Source organism: Thiothrix fructosivorans, from assembly GCF_017349355.1.
GTDB classification, from domain to species: Bacteria; Pseudomonadota; Gammaproteobacteria; order Thiotrichales; family Thiotrichaceae; genus Thiothrix; species Thiothrix fructosivorans.
On the sequence record NZ_JAFMPM010000007.1, the window covers coordinates 100,154 to 120,359 of the forward strand.

Consider the following 20,206-nt stretch of genomic DNA (forward strand, 5'->3'; position numbering starts at 1 on the left):
CTTAATCATTGAACCCTGACGTCTGCAAGAAGGAGGCCAAAAATCATGAAAATCGCCACATTCAACCTCTACCAGTTCGCCGCCCACGGGTATTACTGGCATGAACGCACCGACTACAACACCTTCAGCGTGTCTGAATGGGAGCAGAAGCAGCACTGGATCAGTACCCGCTTGCACCAAATGGATGCGGATGTCGTCGGTTTTCAAGAAGTTTTCAGCATTCCCGAACTGCAACAGCTTTGCCTAGCGGCTGGCTACCCGCATTTCGTGTGTGTGGACACCTCAGCGTGCCGCGCCACTGATGCAGCGGTGTATTACCAATCAGTGGTCGCTTTAGCATCGCGTTTCCCCATAGAACGTGTTCACCCCGTGGACATCGCCCCCGCTGTACGGGCTGATTTACCGATTCCCGACAACTTTCGGTTTAGCCGCGCCCCCATTTGTGCCGATATACGCGTTCCCGACCTTGGGCTGGTGACGGTGTATGTATTACACCTCAAATCCAAACGCCCTGCCACGTTGGATATACGCTATGGTGCAGATGTGGCATGGTCGCACCGCGTCGCCGATACCCTGCAACATCTGTCGCGTGGCACGATTGCCTCTCTCTTGCAGCGTGGTTTAGAAGCCACCTTGCTCTATCATCACATTATCGCCCGTTTGGAACAGGATGCCGCACACCCTATCGTGGTGGTAGGCGATATGAATGACAGCGAAGACTCTATCCCCCTCGCCGCACTTACCATGCAGGAACGCATCTACAATATTGGCGGTTTAGAACCCGAATACTGGCCCGACGATACTAAAAAGTGGCTATTCGAGTATCGTTTAGCGGACACTTTCCGGCTTGCTCCCAATATGCGCCAACGCGTGCGCCCTTTTACCCAAATTCACCGAGGCACGGGCGGCATCTTGGATTACATCCTCGTATCTAATGCGCTTAACCCAAAAAATTGCGACGCAAAAGCCGAAATTTCCCATTACGAAGTCTGGAATCAACACCTCGAAAGCGATGGTGTCGACGACCGTTTGCAATCAGATCATGGGCAAGTTTGCGTGGAATTACGCCCGTGCGACGCGCAACCCAGTTATGCCAGTCAACTGAATCAACGCCCCGCACACAGCGTACACACAATCGCCGACATTCGTACTCGCCAAGATTTTGTGGAATATGCCGGGGGCGTGTTTCAGTCCCATTACCACTTTAAACAATGGGATAGCACCGACAAGTGGAAGCATTTCTGGTCATTTTTCTTCGATAACGAATACGGTTGGGTAACGTCGATTTATGGCACGATCCCGATCAATGAATTGTATCAAAAACAACACCATAGCATTGAACATGTGATTCCGCGTGACTTTCTGGATCGTTATTTAGCCCGTAAGGGTGCGCCCCGCCATGTCCGCAACGGTGCGACCGTCAACCCGTTCAATTTTGCCCCCTCGGAACGCGGTTTAAACGCCAAACGTTCCAACTTCGCGTTTGATATGGATGACGATCACATCGTGCGACCGTATAACCTTGAATTGCACCCCGACAATTTTGCTGCCGCCACGGGGTTTGATGCGGATCATGAATGGGTTATTCCCTCCAGTAACCGAGGCGATATTGCCCGTGCTATCCTGTACATGGTGTTGATCTATGAAATCGACGAACTGTATGATCGTCACATTGCCACCTTAGTGCATTGGGCAAAGCTTGACAGCCCCAGTGCATGGGAGTTGGCGTATAACCAATGGGTGTATTCGCGCTTGGGCATCCGAAATCCCTTTATTGATACGCCCGAAAATGCGTTACAATTGCTGAATAATCGCGACCTGCTGGATTCAGTCGAATACCAACAGTAATATAAGGCTATGCTGCCCTTTGTTGAATTACCCGCTTTGAGGAAAACAATTACATGACTACACGCCAACACGCGTCTGGATTTTTAGTGCTTAGCCTGTTCGCCAGCCTATGCTCCGTACAAGCTGCTGAAATAATTCCCGTAGAAACCGCAGGTGCTCGTTCCCAATCCGTACTAGGCAGTACGGTTATTCCTTACAAAGAAGTCACCTTAAGCGCCCAAATCCCCGGCGTCGTCAAGTACGTAGCGGGGCCGGTTGGCACAGCGCTCACTCAGGACGGCATTGTCTTTAAGGTCGATGAATCGCAGTTAATGGCGAAACGCAATGCCGTCGTTGCCCAGATCTCCATTGCCCAATCCGCCGTCCAAAACGCGCAAGCCCAGTATTACCGCGAATTAAACTCCCCCCGCAGCAAAGACATCGGTGCGATGCCCGGTTTTGGAATGCCCTCCATGTTTGACCGCATGGCAGTGCGCCCGTTTGCGGATTCCTTCATGGGCGGGTATGACTCCGACACAGTACGCCAAGGCGATCTCAGCAACGTCATGGCAAGTGTTTCCCAAGCGCAAGGTCAACTCCAGCAAGCCATGTCACAGTTGCAGGAAATTGATTCTGCGCTGCGTGATGCCAGTGCGCTTGCCCCGTTTGAAGGCATTATCTTGGAGAAAATGGTCGAAGTCGGTGATACCGTGCAACCCGGTCAACCGCTCATCAAATACGGTTACGTCAAATACAAACGTTTGCAAGCGGATGTGCCATCCGGTTTAGTGGGTAACTTAAACAAAGATATGCTGCTACCTGCGCGAATTGACGGCAGCACCGATACCTCTGTGCGCGTTTCTGAAATTGCGCCGGTCGCTGACCCTAACCGTCATACCGTTACCGTAAAATTCGACATCCCGATGGAAATCACCACCGCACCGGGCATGTATGCCGAAATCTACGTGCCAGAAAACAAAAAAGGCAGCACGAATGTCACGGTTATTCCCCGTTCCGCCTTGATGAAAGGCAGCAGCTTGCCGGGTGTCTTGGTCGTGAAAGACAACAATACCTCCGAACTGCGCATGATTCGCTTAGGGGCAGAGCAAAACGGTGGCAGCAAAGTCGCGGTTATTTCCGGTCTGAATCCGGGTGACAAGATTATCGACAATCCACCCGCAGGTGTTACTGCGGGCTGGATGCCGACAACACCTACCACCACCGCAGCACCCGTTTCAGCAACACCTGCAATAGCACCCGCTGCACACTAACACCCACAACGTTCCTGATACCCCCTCCTATTGCCCATGCACAGGAGGGGGATGAAAACAATAAAGCAACCGCAAACATGAGACTGGACACGACTTACACCGTTAACACGCCGGAAGGTATCGCCTTGCAACTCTCCCCCGCAGGCCCTGTACCACGTTTGTTAGCGTGGGTGGTGGACTTGTTGCTACGCACCGTGGTGAATGTTGTGTTATTTGCGCTACTCGCCACCCTCGGTAAAACGGGTATAGGCATTGCCTTGATCCTCGCGTTTCTGCTCGAATGGTTTTACCCCGTGTATTTTGAATTACGGCATCACGGGCAAACCCCCGGCAAGAAAATGCTCGCTATTTACGTCGCGCAAGCCGATGCCAGTCCCGTGACCCCATCCGCATCTTTATTGCGCAACCTACTCAGAGTCGTTGATTTCTTGCCGCTGCTGTACGGGTTTGGCTTTGTTAGCATGATGCTCAACGGACGTTTTCAACGCTTAGGCGATCTCGCCGCCGATACCGTGGTACTGCACAAAGTGCGTCATGCCACTTACCACCCCATCCTTGCTGCCGCCCCCATCCGTCCAGATATCGCCTTAACCCTCCTCGAACAGCAAGCCATTATCTTATTCGCGCAACGCAGCCAAACCTTAACCCCCGCCCGTTTGGATGAACTCGCCCAGATGACCACTCCGCTTGTTGCGCAACAAGCCAATCCGACACAGCATTTACAAGGCATTGCCCGCTGGCTAATGGGAGGCAAAGCATGAAGCAAGAACAATTTGTGCAGCAATACCAAGCACACTGGAAAACCGTGACCGCATGGTTGGATTACCAACAACTTCCTAAAAAACAACGGGCGAATGCCACTGAACCGGCGTTGGATTTTCCGCGTGCCTATCGCCAACTCTGCCATCAACTCGCCTTGGCGCAATCACGCTTGTATAGCCCCTTACTGATTGCACAACTGAACGATTTAGTGACGCGGGGGCATCATCAGCTCTACACCTCACGGCTGCATTTCGCCCAGCATTTTATCCAATTTTACCTGCGGGACTTGCCACGACTGGTACGGCGTGAATGGCAAGCCCTGTTGCTGGCGGGAGCGCTGTTTTTTGGCAGTTTGTTTGCCATGCTGATTGCCATTCAGATTGAACCGGAACTGGTGTATTCGGTCATTGATAGCGCACAAGTGGCAGGCATGGAAGAGATGTACACCCCCGCCCGCACGGAACGCTTTGGGCGCGAAAATGAAGCGGATAGCGACGTGTACATGTTTGGTTTTTACATCAAAAACAATACCAGCATCGGTTTTCAAGTGTTTGCAGGTGGTTTACCCTTCGGGCTGGGGAGTCTGTTTTTCTTGCTCTACAACGGCTTAGTGATTGGTGCGGTTGCAGGGCATTTAACCCAGCTCGGCTATATTGATACCTTCTGGGGCTTTGTGGCGGGGCATAGTGCTTTTGAACTCACTGCCATCGTGTTATCAGGTGCGGCAGGTTTCAAATTAGCTGCCGCATTGATCATGCCGGGGCGCAAGTCGCGCTTACTGGCGTTACGGGACAACGCGCAAGATGCCATCCGGCTGGTCTACGGGGCGGCGACCCTGTTTATTATGGCGGCGTTTGTGGAAGCCTTTTGGTCGTCGCAAACATGGATTCCGTTGCTGGTGAAATACAGCGTCGGCATAGCACTCTGGCTGTTGGTGATTGGCTATTTCACGCAATTGGGACGCGATGAGGTGGCTGATGAAACTTGATGACATCACCACCACGATTCGCTTGCGTTCACCGTGGGAAGCGGTCGATCTGGGCTTTGCGATGGTGCGTTATCAGGCTCGCGGGCTGTTTCCAGTATGGATATTGTTGCTGACAGCGTTTGCGCTGATGTGGTGGGTAATCATGCCGAGCGCTTATCAACAGTACGTGCCGCTGGCGGTGTGGTGGTGTAAGCCGTTGTATGACCGTATTTTGCTGCATAGCCTCAGCCATCAGATGTTTAATGAACGCTTGAGTATGGCGGCAATGGTCAGTGCGCTGCCACGTTTGCTGTGGCATTCGGGACTATTGGCAGCGTTAACCATTCGACGGTTTTCGCTATCACGCGGTTTCAATTTACCGATTTGGCAATTGGAGCAATTGCGCGGTAAACCGCGTGCCGCACGGCAAACGTTATTGCACCTGCAAACCCATTCACACGCGGTGTGGTTAACCATTGCGTGCCAGCATCTGGAGTACGTGGTGCTGTTTAGTCTGTATCTGCTCATGATCATGCTCGACCCAACGGATGGCGCATGGAATTATCTGTTCAGCGTGTTCCAAGCAGGTGTTGACGCAGACACGCAATACTGGGGCAATGTGCTGTATACGGTGTTGTATGTCTTCACTATTGGCATTATTGAGCCGCTCTATATTGCCGCCAGTTTCAGCCTGTATATCAACCGCCGTACCCAACTCGAAGCGTGGGATATTGAATTAGCTTTCCGCCATCTCGGCGCACGCTTAAGCCAACTTGCCCGCACCCCGTTAGCTATCGTGCTGATCGGCACTGTTTGTTTCGGCTTACCCAGTGTGTCGCCGACACCCGCGTGGGCAAGCGAACGTTTACCGCCAGAAGCAGCGGCGGAGCAAATTCACGCTGTCATGCAGCGCGAAGAATTCGCCGAAATGCGGACTCAAATGCAGTGGGTATTACGTCACCCTGACCCCGCCAAAGCCGCTACCAATCCAGACCTGACGGGCTGGCAAAAATCCCTGTCCTTGCTGTTCGCTAACGTCACCAAGACAGCCTTGTGGTTGGCGCTCATTGTGCTGATCGTCATGGTAATCGTGTACCGCCAGCGCATTCTTACCCTTCTGAAACCCATCCGCCGCCAAGCGCCCCAGCCACCCCCACCGGATATTCTGTTCGGCATGGATATTCGCCCCGAATCGCTGCCTGCTGACATTGCCGCTGCCAGCCGTCAACTCTGGGAAGCACAGCAGCACCGCGAAGCGCTCAGCTTGCTGTATCGGGCGGCATTGATGCGCTTAACCCGTCATGATCATCTCGCCATACACGCCAGCCATACCGAAGGCGACATTCTCCAGCTTGCCCAAACACAGCTCAGCCCAACCCGCCTAGCGTGGCTGACCGCAACCACACAGGCTTGGCAAGCCATTGCTTACGCCCATCGGATACCACCCGATTCACAGGTTCTGCCATTGTTTGAGGAGTGGGCATGAAACTCCAACCCATCCTCATCGTTTTATTGATTGCTCTAGTGCTGACAACAGGCACGTTTTGGTTTCTCAAGACTTACGAATACAAAGCCGTCGATGAATACGTCGGTTTGCGCGGTGAAGCCAACAGTAATCCGTTGTTTGCCGCACGTTTGTTTCTACAACGCATGGGCATTCCCGCTGAACGCAAAGATAACCTGCAAACCTTGCCGCCGCTGGACACGGTGTTGCTGCTGGATATGCCCGATAACAGCTTGTCACGGCAAAAAATGGATAACATTCTCGCGTGGGTCGAGCGCGGTGGACACCTCATTACCCACCCTGCAACCATCCAACAAGATGCAGACCTTATCCCCAATAATGAAGAGTTACGCACAATCAAACGCGGGAAAGGCTTAATGACGTTAGTTGCTAACCTCGACCGTATTGAAAATACTGCCATTGGCGATGAAGCACGCGCCAATGCCAAATTCTTGTGGCAGCTCGTGCATAAGCACCACGCCGTTCCCGCTGGCGTATGGTTAATCCACCAAGATGCGATGCCACCGCTTTGGCAACTGATCTGGAAACACGCTTGGGCGCTGGTGTTAACCTTGGCATTGCTCCTACCGCTGACGCTGCTTGCTCTCAGCCCACGTTTCGGCCCACTGATACCTCAACCCGCGCCGGGTCGCCGCCGGATTTTAGAACACATCCACGCCAGCGGCTTATTCATGTGGCAACGCCACCGTAAGCATGGCGACACGCAATACCACGACTTTATCGCGGCAGCCGAACAACTGACAAAAAGCACAAGGACACAACATGACAACACCCACCCTGACGCTTGAACAAGCCAGCCACCTAGCGAACACTATCCGCCACGAAATCGGCAAAGCCTTGATTGGGCAAAAGCAAGTCGTGCGCGAAACCCTGATTGCCTTGCTCGCAGGTGGGCATGTGCTGATCGAAGGTGTCCCCGGTCTGGGCAAAACTTTGCTGGTACGCGCCCTTGCCCGCACCATTTCTGGTCAGTTTGCCCGTATCCAATTCACCCCCGACTTAATGCCTGCCGACATCAGTGGACACGTCTTATTTGATATGCACAACCAAAGTTTCAACGTGCGCAAAGGTCCTGTTTTTACCAACCTCTTGCTTGCCGATGAAATCAACCGCGCCCCCGCCAAAACGCAATCGGCTTTGCTGGAAGTGATGCAGGAACAACAAGTGACGATTGAGGGCAAAGCCCTCCCCGTCCCCCTGCCCTTCATGACGCTAGCCACGCAAAACCCGCTGGAACAGGAAGGCACATACCCTTTGCCCGAAGCGCAACTGGATCGTTTCTTGCTAAAAGTGTTTATCGACTACCCCGCGTTGGAAGAAGAGGTGGAAATGGTCATGGTGGTGACAGATAAACAAATTGGAGACCGTTTCAGCTTCAATAATCTGCAAACCGTTGCCACGCCCGAACAAGTCATAGCCATGCAAACCATCGCAGCAAGCATTGCGGTAGATGTCAGTGTTTTGGATTACGCGGTACGCATTACCCGCGCCACGCGGCACTGGCAAGGCTTACGTTTTGGTGCAGGACCACGCGGCAGTATTGCGTTGATTCGAGCGGCACGCGCTCATGCCTTGTTGGAAGGACGTAATTTTGTTCATCCCGACGACATTAAGCACGTCTGTCTGCCCGTCTTGCGGCATCGTGTTTCCCTTACACCAGAAATGGAATTGGAAGGGTATAATGCCGACCATTTACTCACCGCCATCCTCGCCAAAACCGCAGCGCCACGCCAATGATGCTGCCTGCTCGCCGTACCTTTCAGTTGTTGGGCGTGAATGCAGCGGTAGCGTTGCTTGTCAGTATTGTCCCTGAGCTGATCATGCTCTGGTATGTCAGCGCGGGAGCGAGCCTACTCGCTGCTTTCATCGATTTGTTGTTAGTCGTCACCGAACCTGCACCACGCGGCGAACGTACCGTGCCGCATTCCCTGCCATTAGGTGTGAAACGCACGGTGCAGTTGAAACTGCATAACACCAGTAAACGTCCCCTCACCCTAGACATCTTTGATCATTTCCCGCAGGAACTGCATGTAACGGGCTTTCCCTTGCGTTTAGGTTTGGCAGTAAGTAGTTATGCCGAAGCGTTGTATGAAGTGACCGCGCAAGCACGCGGCAAACTGCATTTTCCGTGCCTACAAGTACGCGTGCTATCGCCGTGGCGCTTGTGGTGGCACGACATGAAACTACCCGTCACCTCCGAAGTTAAGGTTTACCCAAATTTTGCAGCGGTGGCGCAATACGCCTTGCTGGCAACCGATAACCACCTCAGTCATCTGGGTATTATGAAAAAACGGCGGCGTGGTGAGGGGCAAGATTTCCACCAATTGCGCGAATACCGAGCGGGTGACAGCTTGCGTCAGATTGACTGGAAAGCGACCTCGCGGATGCGCAAAGCCATTTCTCGCGAGTATCAAGATGAACGCGATCAAGAAATCATTTTCTTGCTGGATTGCGGGCATCGCATGATGGCGCAAGATGATGATCTTTCGCACTTCGATCACACCTTAAATGCTATTTTATTGCTAACTTACGTCGCCTTGCGGCAAGGTGATGCAGTGGGATTAGGCAGTTTTGCAGGACAACAGCGCTGGTTGCCTGCACACAAGGGGCAATACACTGTGCAGCAGATGCTGAATGCGTTGTATGACTTGCAGCCGACCACTTTCGCCCCTGATTACGCGCAAGCGGCGACCGAATTATTGGTACGCCAGAAAAAACGCGCCCTAGTAATCTTGCTGACCAATCTGCGTGATGAAGACTTAGATGATTTGCTCCCTGCCCTACACCTGCTACGCAAACGTCATGTGGTGCTCTTAGCCAGTATGCGCGAACAAGCGATTGATCAAGCTTTGGATGCCCGCGTAGATAATCACGAAGAAGCTTTGCACAAAGCGGCGGTGCAACATTATGTGCAGGCGCGTGCCGCCACCTTAGCGCGGGTGCAAGCGGCGGGTATCCGTTGTTTAGATGTGCCACCTGCTACACTTTCCGTGAACTTGATCAACCATTACCTCGATATTAAGCAAAGTGGCGTTCTTTAAATACGTAAAAGTACGCTATTAATAACTGAAAATAAACCATTGTAAAAAAAGTAAAAAATAGATTTTACGTAAGTACGTTTACCAAAATCAATTTATGATCTATTTCTTTAATCAAAGAGGGTAGACACGCGTGTCTACCCCTACGATGATAGGGTTTCATCTGTTTCGAGGGAAAACTCTATGTCCATTACCACCCCTAATCTTAGCCGTCGCCGTTTCTTGCTCGGTTCTCTCGCTGTTTCTATCAGCATTCCTGCGTTTTATCACCCCACCGTCGCGGACGCGGACGGTAACGCCCCTGTTTCTAATAACAATGTGCGATTTTTACAGCGCAGTGATACCGATTACGCCAAACATCGCCAGATTTTCAATAAGCGCATTATCGCCATGCCTAAATTCATCGCCGTGTGTGCCAATGAAAAAGGGGTGCAGGAAGCGGTTGCCTACGCGGAGCAAGCCAAGTTACCGATTGCCGTGAAAAGCGGTGGACACAGCTTTGAAGGCTTCTCCACTAACGACGGTGGCTTGATGCTGGATTTATCCGCCATGAACAAGCCCAAATACGATAAAACCAGCAAACATCTCACCATCCAACCCGGTGCAAAACTGGGTGGCGTATACGAATATCTCAACCAATACGGACGCATGATTCCGGCGGGTTCGTGTGCAGGCGTGGGGGTAGCAGGCTTAACCCTCGGTGGCGGCTACGGCTTTTTTGCACGGCAATTAGGGCTAACCTGTGACAGCTTGCAACGTGTGCGTATGGTCGACGGCAAGGGAAAAGTGCATGACTCCAGCACCAACCCTGAATTGCTGTGGGCGTGCAAAGGCGGCGGCAATGGCAATTTCGGCATTATTACCGAACTAGAATTCAAGACTCATCCTGCCCCGCAAACGTTTAGCAGTTACCGCTACAAATACCGCAATTTAACCCCAAGCGCCGCGACTCAACTCGCTGAACGCTGGTTTGAGATGATGAACACCTTGCCCAACAGTGCCTATTCGTCTTGGGTACTCAACGGCAAGCATGTCACGGTAATTGTTACCGATACCAGCAATACTGCCGCGCCTGCATTGAAAGCAATCCTCAGCAAATTAAAGACGGGAGCAACTGAGGTCATGACACCGCGCAAAGACGCGTTTTTACGCGGTATCCAACGCTACAAAGGCGGCACTGAACCGATGTATTTCAAGAATGTCTCGGCAGGTTACTACCGTGGTTTCAGTGACTTGAAAACGCTGCTGCCAGAAATTTGCAAGCAAATTGCCAGCGCAAAAATGACCACGTTACTGCAAATCAATACCTTGTGTGGCGCGATTAACACCTCTGCACTTGAAGATACCGCTGCATATCCGCACCGCACGTATGGCTACTTGGGCGAATTGCAAACCTATTACGACAAAGCCACGCAAACCAAGACTGCCGAGCAGATTGTGCGTGACATCCAAGGAATACTCACCAGAGGCGGGATTACCGCGCATTACCGCAATTACCCTGACGTGGAATTACCAAACTGGGAAACGGCGTATTACGGCAAATCCTACCCGCGTCTACAGGCTCTCAAGCGCCAACTTGACCCCGATAACCTGATTCGCCACCCGCAAAGCGTTAAACTCTGAGAATGTCCGCCAATTGCCAGATGCAGGCATCGGCATTGCGCTGCTGAATTTCGAGGCGCAAACCCGTTTCCTGTGCTGCCAACAAGGTTTCCAGCAAGCGGATGTAACGCACGCGCAGCTTCAGCAAATCGACGCTTTGCATCATCGGCGACAGCAATTCTTCGGCTTCGTTGATATTGTCGTAGACATGGCGGCGCACTTGTTCGGCAATCGCAATAATGCTACCACAATCGTCGTATTGTGCTGCCACTTTGCTGGTGTGTAAGCCGTGGCTATCGGTTTCATCTTCCAAATGGGCATCACGCTTGCTGACCGCTGACAGTTCGCGAATTTGCTGGCGAATTTGTGCCAACTCATGTCGTGTAGTGTGAATCAACTGTTTGTTGGCATCGAGCTGCTGCAACAGATGGCGGTAAAAATCTAAGGAAGACGATAACACGGTATCATTGCTAGGCGGCACTGGCGGGGCTGCATCTTCCGCTACTGCTTCGTGGTGAGCAGTCTCTTCAGGTTCAGGGGTAATAGATACTGGCTCGGATTCGGCAATGGCATCCAGTGTCTCGATGGGGCTTGTATGGATTTCTTCGTTTTCGTTGTAGTCGGACATGAACAATTCCTCGTTATAAAGTGCTAACAGGAATCATGCAAATATTGACGTAGCTTGTCTTCTATCCTCTTCCCGAACCCCGCAATCTTCTGACAATCGGCATGGCACAAAAAAATCCCCCGCCATGCTGGTTGTCATGGACGAGGGAAAGTGCTTGGGAGGGAGTGCTCGGAAAATGTTATCGGTGTTGTTTACGGTTTAGTAATCGCAATAAAGCGAGTGTTTTCACCCTGCATGATCAACATGGCAATGGGTTTACCAGCGGGTGCAGCTTGCACAGCCGTTTTGAGATCAGCGGGCGTACTGACCGACTGATTATTCACCGATACGATAACATCGCCGGTTTCTAAACCTGCTTTTTCAGCGGCACTGTCGGCAAGTACTTGCTCGATCAGCACGCCATTGCTTAGCTTGCGACTGGTCAAGTCATCGCCACTCAAACTGGATACCCCTAACCCCAATATGCTGTTGTCATTTTCAGCTTTAATCAGGGATGTTTCAGCTTCCGTCGAGTCGAGTTTGGCGATGGTGACATCCAGAGTTTTTTCTGTGCCAGCACGCAGCACTTTGACCGGCACTTGTGTACCAATCGGCGCATTCCCCACCAGTAACGGCAAATCGGAGGAGGATTTCACCTTACCTGTGCCGAACCCTACAATGAGGTCGCCTACTTGCAAACCCGCTTTAGCAGCAGGGCTACCCGCTTGTACGCTAGAAACCAATGCGCCATCCAATTGGTTTAGCTTGAAAGAACTCGCCAAATCTTGGCTCATGTCTTGGATGCCGACACCTAACCAACCGCGTTCAACTTTGCCCTTGCTTTTGAGCTGCTCAACCACGGTTTTAGCGACGTTCACCGGAATCGCGAACGAAATCCCCATATAGCCACCGCTACGGCTGTAAATTTGTGAATTCACACCCACCACGCGTCCGCCCAGATCAAACAGAGGGCCGCCGGAATTACCGGGGTTAACGGCCACGTCGGTTTGAATAAACGGTACATACGTGCCATCCGGTAAACTACGGGATAGCGCACTGACGATACCTTGGGTCGCACTGTGGTCAAGCCCAAACGGCGCACCGATAGCCACTACCCACTGCCCTACTTCCAATGCACTGGAATCACCCAATTGCACGGTAGGTAAGTTATCAGCTTTCACCTTGAGCACCGCAATATCGCTGAGAGTATCCACGCCGACGATTTCAGCCGACAATTCGCGCCGATCACCTAAACCCACCGTGACGGACTTGGCGTCTTCCACCACATGCGCGTTGGTAACGATATAGCCGTCGGCGGAAATAATGAAACCTGAACCGGTCGCTTGCGTGCGCCGTGATTCTGGCTCTTCCATGTCGGGTAAACCACGGAAAAAGCGTTCTAATTCCGGCGGCAAGCCTTCCGGCAGACCGCCTGCACGTCCACTGGATTTACCCTCGACGCTGATGCTGACCACGGCAGCACCGTTTTGCTTAATCAGCGTGGTCAATTCCGGCAACGAACCCACGGCGGGTGCGGGTGCAGGCGCAACGGCAGCACCAACTAAGGGTGCAGCCGCTGGCGCTTGGGGCAGCGGGAATGTTTGCGCGGTTTCTGCTGATGCCGACAGAGTGCCCAGCACCAGTACCGAACTCATCAGCAACCCGACGGCAATGACCCGCTTGTTACGTATAAACATGAATGGCGAACTCCTGTAAAAAATCTTACATCTGTATGGCAAGCAGTGTGACAGGCAGAACATTACAGCAGGTTTGCGGGAAGGTTACGGAATGTTCATGTTGTAAGTATACTGGCGACACTTTCAGCTTGGGCAACGCCTTCCATGAATTGCGCAATAAACGCCGCCAACAGCAAGCTGCCACAGCGACGGAAATGCCTGCATGATGGATTTTGATAAGGAACTGCAAGCAGTGCATCCTTGAAAAATAACATTACAAGATGTTCACCACACCAACCCTCACAGTGTTTTATCCTTACTCTCATGAATATCCTAATCGTTGAAGATGACCGCCAAACCGCCAGTTTCATCCAGAAAGGCTTGATGGAAAGTGGCTATGTGGTTGACCATGCCGCCGATGGCGAGGATGGTTTGCACCTTGCCCTGCAAGGCAGTTACGACGCGCTAATTGTTGACCGCATGTTACCTAAGCGTGATGGCTTATCGTTAATCCAAATCCTACGCGCCCAAGGGATGCAAACGCCCGTGCTAATTCTTAGCGCACTTGGCGATGTCGATCACCGCGTCGATGGGCTACGTGCGGGTGGCGACGATTATTTGGTGAAACCTTACGCTTTCAGTGAATTACTAGCACGCTTGCAAGCCTTATTACGCCGTACCCAACCCGCGCAGGAATACACCACTCTCAAAGTGCGTGATCTGGAAATGGATTTGCTGAAACGCCGTGTGATTCGCAATGGCACGGTGATTCCATTGCAACCGCGTGAATTCAACTTGCTGGAGTACCTGATGCGCCACGCGGGGCAAGTGGTGACACGCACCATGCTGCTCGAAAAGGTTTGGGATTACCATTTCGATCCGCAAACCAATGTGATTGACGTACACATTAGCCGCTTACGTGGCAAAATCGACAAGGATTTTGATACGCCGCTGTTACACACCATCCGTGGCGCGGGGTATTTGCTGCATGACCCGCAAGCTGCTTAATACCTCCGTTTTTCGGCTCTCGCTAATCTACGCATTGCTGTTCAGCACCGTCGCCGCAGGCGCACTGGGCTTTATTTATTGGATGGCGAAAGGGCAAATGGAACAGCAAACCGATGCCCGTTTACAACTCGAAACCGATGCTTTGCTCAATATGTACAGCGAATTGCCCGTGGATCGTTTCACGACGATTATCAGTATGCGCAACAGTGAAAACGGCTCGCGTTACTTGTTTGCACGCCTGATTCACCGTAGCCAACACGACTTTGCCCACGATATTCCATTTAAACCGGTCAATAACAATCTTGGGCAAGGTGTTGCCACCCTGCCCTTGAATGAGATTCTGAAGGGTAAAAACAAACACGCTGAACCTGCACGCTTAATGCTGACCATCCTCAGCGGCGATTATCAGTTGCTGGTGATTACCGATTTGAAAGAACAACATATCCTGATGGATCGTTTGTTGCAGACCGTACTGGTGGCGATTGGCGTGATTTTTACACTCGCTTTAATCGGCGGAGTTATTATGAATCGGCACGTACAACGCCGTATCAATGCGGTCGGACATACCGCAAACGACATTATCAGCGGTGATTTATCGCGACGAATGCCCGTCACTGGGCGTGATGACGAATTTGACAGCCTCAGCCACGTTCTCAATACCATGCTGACACGCATCGAACAATTGATGCAAAGTATGCGCGATGTCACCGACAACCTTGCGCATGATCTACGCAATCCATTGAATCGCTTGCGTAATCGGTTAGAAGCCAGCCAATACCATCCCAGTGCAACGACCGATTACCCCGCATTGATCCAAGACACGATTCAGGAAGTGGATGAACTGATCAAAACCTTCAACGCACTCTTGAGTATTGCGCAAGTCGAATCCAGTGCGCAGCGCCAAGATTGGGCGGAAGTCGATTTAAGTGCGTTAACCGAAGAACTTGCCGAACTGTATACCGTGGTAGCAGAAGAAGACAACCTCAGCCTAACTCACTATGCCGAGGCGAATTTACACCTGCACGGCAATCGCCAATTACTGGCGCAAGCGATTACCAATTTGCTGGATAATGCGGTGAAATATACCCCTGCTGGCGGTGAGATTCGGCTGGAGGCACGACGCCAAAACGGCGTAATCACGATTACGGTCAGTGATAACGGTCTAGGTATTCCCGCCGAACAGCGCGAACAGGTCTTTAAGCGTTTCAAGCGGCTGGATAATGCTCGTAGCACACCGGGCAATGGCTTGGGGTTAAGTTTGGTGAAAGCGGTGGCAGAATTACACGGGGCAACCGTCCAATTACAGGACAATCACCCCGGTTTGCGTGCCAGCTTAGTAATTGCTACTTCCCGTTGAAGGTTGCAGCGCTTCCTGACCAATGGCTTTGGCAGTATCCGCCGTAGCACGATTGACCGCTTGTATCAAATCACTGCTGGGAATTGGCATCCCGTTGATCATCATGGACGTGGGGGTATTCGCGTATTCGCCCATCGCATTGCGGTAATCCATATCAGGGCTGCTTAATCCGTAAATACACACGGCTTGGGAGGTTTCATTGGCGGTTTGACCATCCAAGGTAAACTCCAGCGTGACTTGTAACTGCACGCCCTTCTGTTCGCTTTGCTGTTCAGCGTGCCACACCACGCCTTTGCCACCGGCTAAAGCGTTTGTCACCGCTTTACAGGTTTTGAGGGGAGAATCCAAATTATGCCCGCCCGAACAGCCGACTAAGACGCTAACCACAGCGATACTCAACACTTTGCGCATTTATCACCTCTTCCATTGCACTACATCATGCCGGAAACCCGACAATACGTTATCATCATTCCTTTAGTGTCCAATGAGAACAGAAAACATGTACGAAGAAAAGCATAAGCATCTAAAAGAACTGGAAAAAGTGCTAGTGACGCGGGTTGAAAATGTCAGCCATGAACTTAATTACGAACACAGCACCGATTATGCTGAACAAATAACCGAGCGTGAAAACGAAGACGTGTTGCGTAACTTAAAGGAAGAAACGCAATTAGAACTCAAACAAGTGCGTAGCGCCATCAAGCGTCTGGATAGCGGCGAATACGGTAGCTGCATCCAGTGTGGCGAAGCTATTAGCCCCGCACGGTTAGATGCACTGCCTTATGCCACCCGTTGCATCCGCTGCGCTAGTTAACCGAGGTAATTATGACGTTGAAAATAGGTTTCGTTCTGAGCATCATCGTATTATTGAATGCCTGTGCCAGTACGCCCCCTCAACCATTAGCCATTGATGCCCACACCGCACGATCAGCTAATCCTGCTTCACTCAATTGCCTGCAAAATCACGGCAAATTAGAAATTCAGCAAACCCCTGAGGGGGAGAAAGCCGATTGTTTATTACCCAGCGGCAAACGCTGTGATGAGTGGGAAATGTTCCGGGGTAATTGCCCAACGCGGACAGTAAACGCCAATATGAGCTTTATCGGTCTTTAAACCAGCCCAACCTCTTTTAGCAATTGCGTGATAAGGGTTTCCCGATTAGCTTGCAAGGCTGTAGTTTCACGGGCATCGTATTCCGCCAACCGTTCCTGCATATTCGTCAGGGCGGTTGCCACTTTTTCAGCACCTAAGCGGGTAATATCTTGCGCGGTCATGACATTATGTTCGACTAAAGCCGTCACCGCATCGTAGGCAATTTCACTTTTAATGCTGAGTAAAGCTTTGTCATCCGCCGTTGCACCATTGATTAACGCCCCCATTACCTGTACTAAATTAACCGTGCCCTTTTCGATTTCACCCGTCCAATAGGTTTTACCACTGTCATCCGCTATGCGCCCGAAAATATTCTCGTACATGTTATCAATCAAACGCCCAAACAAATCATGTTGCGTTGGGGCATCAAGGGTGCGGATATAACTCTCAATGGCTAAACCTGTGGTGAGGGTAGCAATCGCTGGTTGATCAGCGAGGACGCTTTTCAACATACCGACGTATTCCGGCGCGGCATTAATCGTTGAGCTTAACAACGCGGTAGGGTCATTGGTGACGTGATTCACCATATTTAATGTCCAAAAAGCCAAACCTTCGGGATCGCCCAAACACCCGAATGCCCCCATGTAAAGCGTTTGCAAGGCTTCGACTTTCTCAGGGAACAGTTCAATAATCGCGGCGACAAACCCATCTCGATCCAACTCTGGCATAAACGCCCAACCACTATTGAGTAACCAAGCGCTATTCTCTGGGTGGACACCAAAATCGTAAACCGCACTTAAATAAGGATCAGCGACCGGATTACGTTGTGCAACCGCTGGCTCTTCCCAAGTATTGGCATAAGCCTCCAGCATTGGATCAGCCACAACCTCTGGTGGTAGAGGAAAAAACAAATCGTCCATCGCATTAGCCCCTCAATAAGCATTAGGTCATTTATCAAACAGAAGTCTACCAAGAAAAACCTAATAACAGAACAAATATTTATGGCATAGCAGAAAAAACTATCTACTTTTATGCCCATAAAATATACTATTACTATAGATAAAATTTATAATAGTTATTGTCAGGAATTTTCATTCATAATTCTCGGTCTAACTACCATCTGATAGAAAATCAACAGAAGGCTATCTCATGCAAACAAATACTCAACGGGCTTTTAGCATCGCCCTCACACTATTGCTGGCTGGCTGCGGCAGTGGTAGTGATGGCACGACTTCTTCAAACGGAGGCAATACGCCATCAGGCAACACACCCAGTAGCGCGGGGCGGTTAGTCTTACTGGATCCCACCCGCAGCAATGCCGTTACCCCGATTAGCAACCTGCAATACTGGAATGCCGGTAACGTGACCGATGCCAATGGCAACTTTGCCCTGCCCAGCGGCACAACCCTGCAACTTTACGTAGGCAGCCAAGCACCGCTGGCTGTACCCGCGACCACTAGTGTGACGCAGCAGAACATGGCTAGTGCAATTTGCAGCCAAAACGCCGATCCCACCGCTTGTGCTTACAACGCGGCAAAAAATCTAGAACACTTTTTCCTAAGCCTCGACAGCGACCACAACAGTGTTAATGGTATTCAGCTCTCCCCTATTGCGGCGAATCTCAGCATGGCATGGGCGGTATCCCCCGATCAGTTTGCCAGCTCTTTAGCACAACAATTATCGGCTTACGGGCAAACGCCCAGCCCCACCTTTCAACCGTCGATTGGGATTAATACCGAGGCGGCGCAATCCGAGCAAAATGACATCGTGTTCCCGATGGCATTCGCGGATATTTTCCGTACGGCGCGTCCGTTTGCGGAATACTCTTGCAAGGATGTGACTTACGACGAACATGGCTGGCCTAACGCCCTGCCTGCGACGTGTACGGGCAAAAACCCCGCTGTGATTCGCACCTTTTTGCTGGATAACACCTTGCAAGGCATGATTCCGAGTGGGCAATACACCGTGCTGTATGAGGGTACGGGTACAATCAACTATTCCGGTTACGCCAAATTGATTAGCCGCAGTGCCGGGCGTGATGTCATCGACATCACCCTGCCCGCCAAATTGAATACCGCCACAGGCGCAGTTAACCGCATGGTCTTACAAGTCGCCTCCGGCACGGTCAAAAATATTCGCGTCATTATGCCCGGTGGTATCTGCGAAGGTAGCCCAACGGTACGCGTGGAAAATGCCAGTGGTTGCGCTGCCGGACAATACCGCAGCTTTGAAGACACCTTACGTACCAACCGCAATGCGATTGTTTTCAACCCCGACTATCTGAACTTCCTCAAAGATTTTCGGGTAGTACGGATGATGAACTTGATGGAAGCCAGCCCTAGCGGCATGACGTGCGTGCAAACGGCGGCCGATAATCCCAACAGTTTCATCCGTGATAGCGCGGGCAAGTACGTCTACGACCAAGCCTGCCTCAACGAAGATTTTACGTGGGATAAACGCAGCAAACTGGACGATGCCGTGTGGGGTGCTTCCGCCAATACTGCCCGGATTAAACGTTACGGACGCGGTGTGCCGCTCGAAGTGCAAGTCGAACTGGCTAACCAGTTGAATGCCCATCCGTGGTTTAACATTATTCACAATGCTACTGACACTTACGCTCGTGAATTTGCCAACTACGTGAGTGCTAACCTCAAACCCGGTTTGAAAGCGCACGTCGAATACAGCAATGAAATTTGGAACGCTACCAATTTCTGGGCAGCCGCCTACATGCGTGAAAAAGGCAAAGGTTTGTATACCGCCGCCGATAACGCGTATTGGGATGGACAGTATTATTATGCGAAACGCGCCAGCAAAATTTTCCAAATCTGGGAAGAAGTCTTTGAAGGCACCAACCGTATCGTGCGGATTTTAGGCACACAGCAAGGCAGCCCCGACACCACGCGCACCATGTTGAATTACAGCGATGTCAGACAATACGTGGATGCGATTGCTACCGGCGGCTACTTCTATGCGTGTTGGGATCGCACCAATACCAAGTGTACCGACACCACGTTGATTCCTAAGCCCTTGGCAGAAGCGACCTCCGTGGATGATATTTTCGCGGCGATTGACAACCCCAACGACCCTTACGGCATGGAAGGCTTGAAAAACCAATTCATTCGGCAAGGCGTTGTTGCCAAGAGCTTTGGCAAGGCGTTGTATGCGTATGAAGGTGGACAACACCTCACCATTGCGGGCACGATTGCGGATGACCGTCGCCAAAGCATGATCGACTTGTTCCACGCTGCCAACCGTGACCCACGCATGGGCGAACGTTACCAACGCCTGTTGGAATCATGGAAAGCGGCGGAAGGGCAAACCTTCCTGTTGTTTAGCGTGCCGCATACCTTTAGCCGCTTTGGCAGCTTTGGGGTCAAGGAAAGCCTAAATCAGCCACGCACCAGCGCCCCCAAATACGATGGCGCGATGAAGTTTCAGGAAAGTCAGGGCAAATGTTGGTGGAGCGGCTGTTAAGCC

At 51.5% G+C, this 20,206-nt stretch carries 19 protein-coding genes; 14 read left to right on the forward strand and 5 right to left on the reverse strand.

Features of this window, described 5'->3' with window-relative positions:
* The first annotated feature begins 45 nt into the window (after nucleotides 1–45).
* From J1836_RS13275 to J1836_RS13315, 9 genes are all read left to right on the forward strand, one after another.
* Nucleotides 46–1,848: an endonuclease gene (locus tag J1836_RS13275; protein WP_207251610.1), complete on the forward strand. Its 1,803-nt coding sequence runs from the start codon at nucleotides 46–48 to the stop codon at nucleotides 1,846–1,848.
* 53 nt (nucleotides 1,849–1,901) lie between these two features.
* Nucleotides 1,902–3,098, forward strand: coding sequence for an efflux RND transporter periplasmic adaptor subunit (locus tag J1836_RS13280; protein WP_207251611.1), 1,197 nt, complete (start codon nucleotides 1,902–1,904; stop codon nucleotides 3,096–3,098).
* 77 nt (nucleotides 3,099–3,175) lie between these two features.
* Nucleotides 3,176–3,859, forward strand: coding sequence for an RDD family protein (locus J1836_RS13285; protein WP_207251612.1), 684 nt, complete (start codon nucleotides 3,176–3,178; stop codon nucleotides 3,857–3,859).
* Nucleotides 3,856–4,848, forward strand: a complete 993-nt coding sequence (locus J1836_RS13290; protein WP_207251613.1) for a stage II sporulation protein M — start codon at nucleotides 3,856–3,858, stop codon at nucleotides 4,846–4,848. The genes J1836_RS13285 and J1836_RS13290 overlap by 4 nt, the downstream gene beginning before the upstream one ends.
* Entirely contained in the window at nucleotides 4,838–6,313 is a 1,476-nt protein-coding gene (locus J1836_RS13295) for a DUF4129 domain-containing protein (RefSeq protein ID WP_207251614.1), read from the forward strand. Before J1836_RS13290 ends, J1836_RS13295 begins: the two co-directional genes overlap by 11 nt.
* Nucleotides 6,310–7,140, forward strand: a complete 831-nt coding sequence (locus J1836_RS13300; protein ID WP_207251615.1) for a DUF4350 domain-containing protein — start codon at nucleotides 6,310–6,312, stop codon at nucleotides 7,138–7,140. Before J1836_RS13295 ends, J1836_RS13300 begins: the two co-directional genes overlap by 4 nt.
* Nucleotides 7,115–8,089, forward strand: a complete 975-nt coding sequence (locus tag J1836_RS13305; protein WP_207251616.1) for an AAA family ATPase — start codon at nucleotides 7,115–7,117, stop codon at nucleotides 8,087–8,089. The genes J1836_RS13300 and J1836_RS13305 overlap by 26 nt, the downstream gene beginning before the upstream one ends.
* On the forward strand, nucleotides 8,086–9,393 hold the full coding sequence (locus J1836_RS13310) for a DUF58 domain-containing protein (RefSeq protein WP_207251617.1): 1,308 nt from the start codon (nucleotides 8,086–8,088) through the stop codon (nucleotides 9,391–9,393). Before J1836_RS13305 ends, J1836_RS13310 begins: the two co-directional genes overlap by 4 nt.
* Before the next feature lie 180 nt (nucleotides 9,394–9,573).
* A complete protein-coding gene (locus J1836_RS13315; protein ID WP_207251618.1) occupies nucleotides 9,574–11,013 on the forward strand; it encodes an FAD-binding oxidoreductase in 1,440 nt (479 codons plus the stop codon).
* Here J1836_RS13315 and J1836_RS13320 read toward each other — a convergent pair.
* From J1836_RS13320 to J1836_RS13330, 3 genes are all read right to left on the reverse strand, one after another.
* Nucleotides 11,003–11,620, reverse strand: a complete 618-nt coding sequence (locus J1836_RS13320; protein ID WP_207251619.1) for a hypothetical protein — start codon at nucleotides 11,618–11,620, stop codon at nucleotides 11,003–11,005. The two genes, J1836_RS13315 and J1836_RS13320, sit on opposite strands and share 11 nt — an antisense overlap.
* A 191-nt stretch (nucleotides 11,621–11,811) precedes the next feature.
* Nucleotides 11,812–13,296 (reverse strand): Do family serine endopeptidase, encoded by a 1,485-nt coding sequence (locus J1836_RS13325; protein WP_242632845.1) that lies wholly within the window; start codon nucleotides 13,294–13,296, stop codon nucleotides 11,812–11,814.
* A 25-nt stretch (nucleotides 13,297–13,321) separates the two neighbouring features.
* Nucleotides 13,322–13,525: a hypothetical protein gene (locus J1836_RS13330; RefSeq protein WP_207251620.1), complete on the reverse strand. Its 204-nt coding sequence runs from the start codon at nucleotides 13,523–13,525 to the stop codon at nucleotides 13,322–13,324.
* A gap of 74 nt (nucleotides 13,526–13,599) precedes the next feature.
* Between J1836_RS13330 and J1836_RS13335 the strand changes: the two genes are divergently transcribed.
* Together J1836_RS13335 and J1836_RS13340 are read left to right on the forward strand one after the other, a co-directional pair.
* Complete coding sequence (locus J1836_RS13335) at nucleotides 13,600–14,283, forward strand: response regulator transcription factor (protein WP_207251621.1); 684 nt, start codon at nucleotides 13,600–13,602, stop codon at nucleotides 14,281–14,283.
* The gene (locus J1836_RS13340) at nucleotides 14,264–15,640 is read left to right on the forward strand and encodes a sensor histidine kinase (RefSeq protein WP_207251622.1); all 1,377 of its coding nucleotides are present in this window, start codon (nucleotides 14,264–14,266) and stop codon (nucleotides 15,638–15,640) included. Before J1836_RS13335 ends, J1836_RS13340 begins: the two co-directional genes overlap by 20 nt.
* On the opposite strand, the gene J1836_RS13345 is transcribed toward J1836_RS13340, so the two are convergent.
* Nucleotides 15,617–16,051: a hypothetical protein gene (locus J1836_RS13345; RefSeq protein ID WP_207251623.1), complete on the reverse strand. Its 435-nt coding sequence runs from the start codon at nucleotides 16,049–16,051 to the stop codon at nucleotides 15,617–15,619. The two genes, J1836_RS13340 and J1836_RS13345, sit on opposite strands and share 24 nt — an antisense overlap.
* A gap of 88 nt (nucleotides 16,052–16,139) precedes the next feature.
* Between J1836_RS13345 and J1836_RS13350 the strand changes: the two genes are divergently transcribed.
* Nucleotides 16,140–16,451, forward strand: coding sequence for a TraR/DksA family transcriptional regulator (locus tag J1836_RS13350; RefSeq protein WP_207251624.1), 312 nt, complete (start codon nucleotides 16,140–16,142; stop codon nucleotides 16,449–16,451).
* 11 nt (nucleotides 16,452–16,462) lie between these two features.
* Nucleotides 16,463–16,750, forward strand: coding sequence for a putative hemolysin (locus J1836_RS13355; protein ID WP_207251625.1), 288 nt, complete (start codon nucleotides 16,463–16,465; stop codon nucleotides 16,748–16,750).
* On the opposite strand, the gene J1836_RS13360 is transcribed toward J1836_RS13355, so the two are convergent.
* Nucleotides 16,747–17,649, reverse strand: a complete 903-nt coding sequence (locus J1836_RS13360; protein ID WP_207251626.1) for a DUF4214 domain-containing protein — start codon at nucleotides 17,647–17,649, stop codon at nucleotides 16,747–16,749. The genes J1836_RS13355 and J1836_RS13360 overlap by 4 nt on opposite strands.
* 229 nt (nucleotides 17,650–17,878) lie before the next feature.
* Here J1836_RS13360 and J1836_RS13365 point away from each other — a divergent pair, with 229 nt between their 5' ends.
* A complete protein-coding gene (locus J1836_RS13365; RefSeq protein ID WP_207251627.1) occupies nucleotides 17,879–20,203 on the forward strand; it encodes a hypothetical protein in 2,325 nt (774 codons plus the stop codon).
* Nucleotides 20,204–20,206: the final 3 nt, after the last annotated feature.

Coding starts and splice junctions, on each gene's coding strand:
- J1836_RS13290 (WP_207251613.1), top strand. CDS start 3,856: ATGAAGCAAGAACAATTTGTGCAGCAATACCAAGCACACTGGAAAACC.
- J1836_RS13340 (WP_207251622.1), top strand. CDS start 14,264: ATGACCCGCAAGCTGCTTAATACCTCCGTTTTTCGGCTCTCGCTAATC.
- J1836_RS13295 (WP_207251614.1), top strand. CDS start 4,838: ATGAAACTTGATGACATCACCACCACGATTCGCTTGCGTTCACCGTGG.
- J1836_RS13275 (WP_207251610.1), top strand. CDS start 46: ATGAAAATCGCCACATTCAACCTCTACCAGTTCGCCGCCCACGGGTAT.
- J1836_RS13355 (WP_207251625.1), top strand. CDS start 16,463: ATGACGTTGAAAATAGGTTTCGTTCTGAGCATCATCGTATTATTGAAT.
- J1836_RS13365 (WP_207251627.1), top strand. CDS start 17,879: ATGCAAACAAATACTCAACGGGCTTTTAGCATCGCCCTCACACTATTG.
- J1836_RS13320 (WP_207251619.1), bottom strand. CDS start 11,620: ATGTCCGACTACAACGAAAACGAAGAAATCCATACAAGCCCCATCGAG.
- J1836_RS13310 (WP_207251617.1), top strand. CDS start 8,086: ATGATGCTGCCTGCTCGCCGTACCTTTCAGTTGTTGGGCGTGAATGCA.
- J1836_RS13350 (WP_207251624.1), top strand. CDS start 16,140: ATGTACGAAGAAAAGCATAAGCATCTAAAAGAACTGGAAAAAGTGCTA.
- J1836_RS13285 (WP_207251612.1), top strand. CDS start 3,176: ATGAGACTGGACACGACTTACACCGTTAACACGCCGGAAGGTATCGCC.
- J1836_RS13315 (WP_207251618.1), top strand. CDS start 9,574: ATGTCCATTACCACCCCTAATCTTAGCCGTCGCCGTTTCTTGCTCGGT.
- J1836_RS13360 (WP_207251626.1), bottom strand. CDS start 17,649: ATGGACGATTTGTTTTTTCCTCTACCACCAGAGGTTGTGGCTGATCCA.
- J1836_RS13305 (WP_207251616.1), top strand. CDS start 7,115: ATGACAACACCCACCCTGACGCTTGAACAAGCCAGCCACCTAGCGAAC.
- J1836_RS13335 (WP_207251621.1), top strand. CDS start 13,600: ATGAATATCCTAATCGTTGAAGATGACCGCCAAACCGCCAGTTTCATC.
- J1836_RS13280 (WP_207251611.1), top strand. CDS start 1,902: ATGACTACACGCCAACACGCGTCTGGATTTTTAGTGCTTAGCCTGTTC.
- J1836_RS13345 (WP_207251623.1), bottom strand. CDS start 16,051: ATGCGCAAAGTGTTGAGTATCGCTGTGGTTAGCGTCTTAGTCGGCTGT.
- J1836_RS13300 (WP_207251615.1), top strand. CDS start 6,310: ATGAAACTCCAACCCATCCTCATCGTTTTATTGATTGCTCTAGTGCTG.
- J1836_RS13325 (WP_242632845.1), bottom strand. CDS start 13,296: ATGTTTATACGTAACAAGCGGGTCATTGCCGTCGGGTTGCTGATGAGT.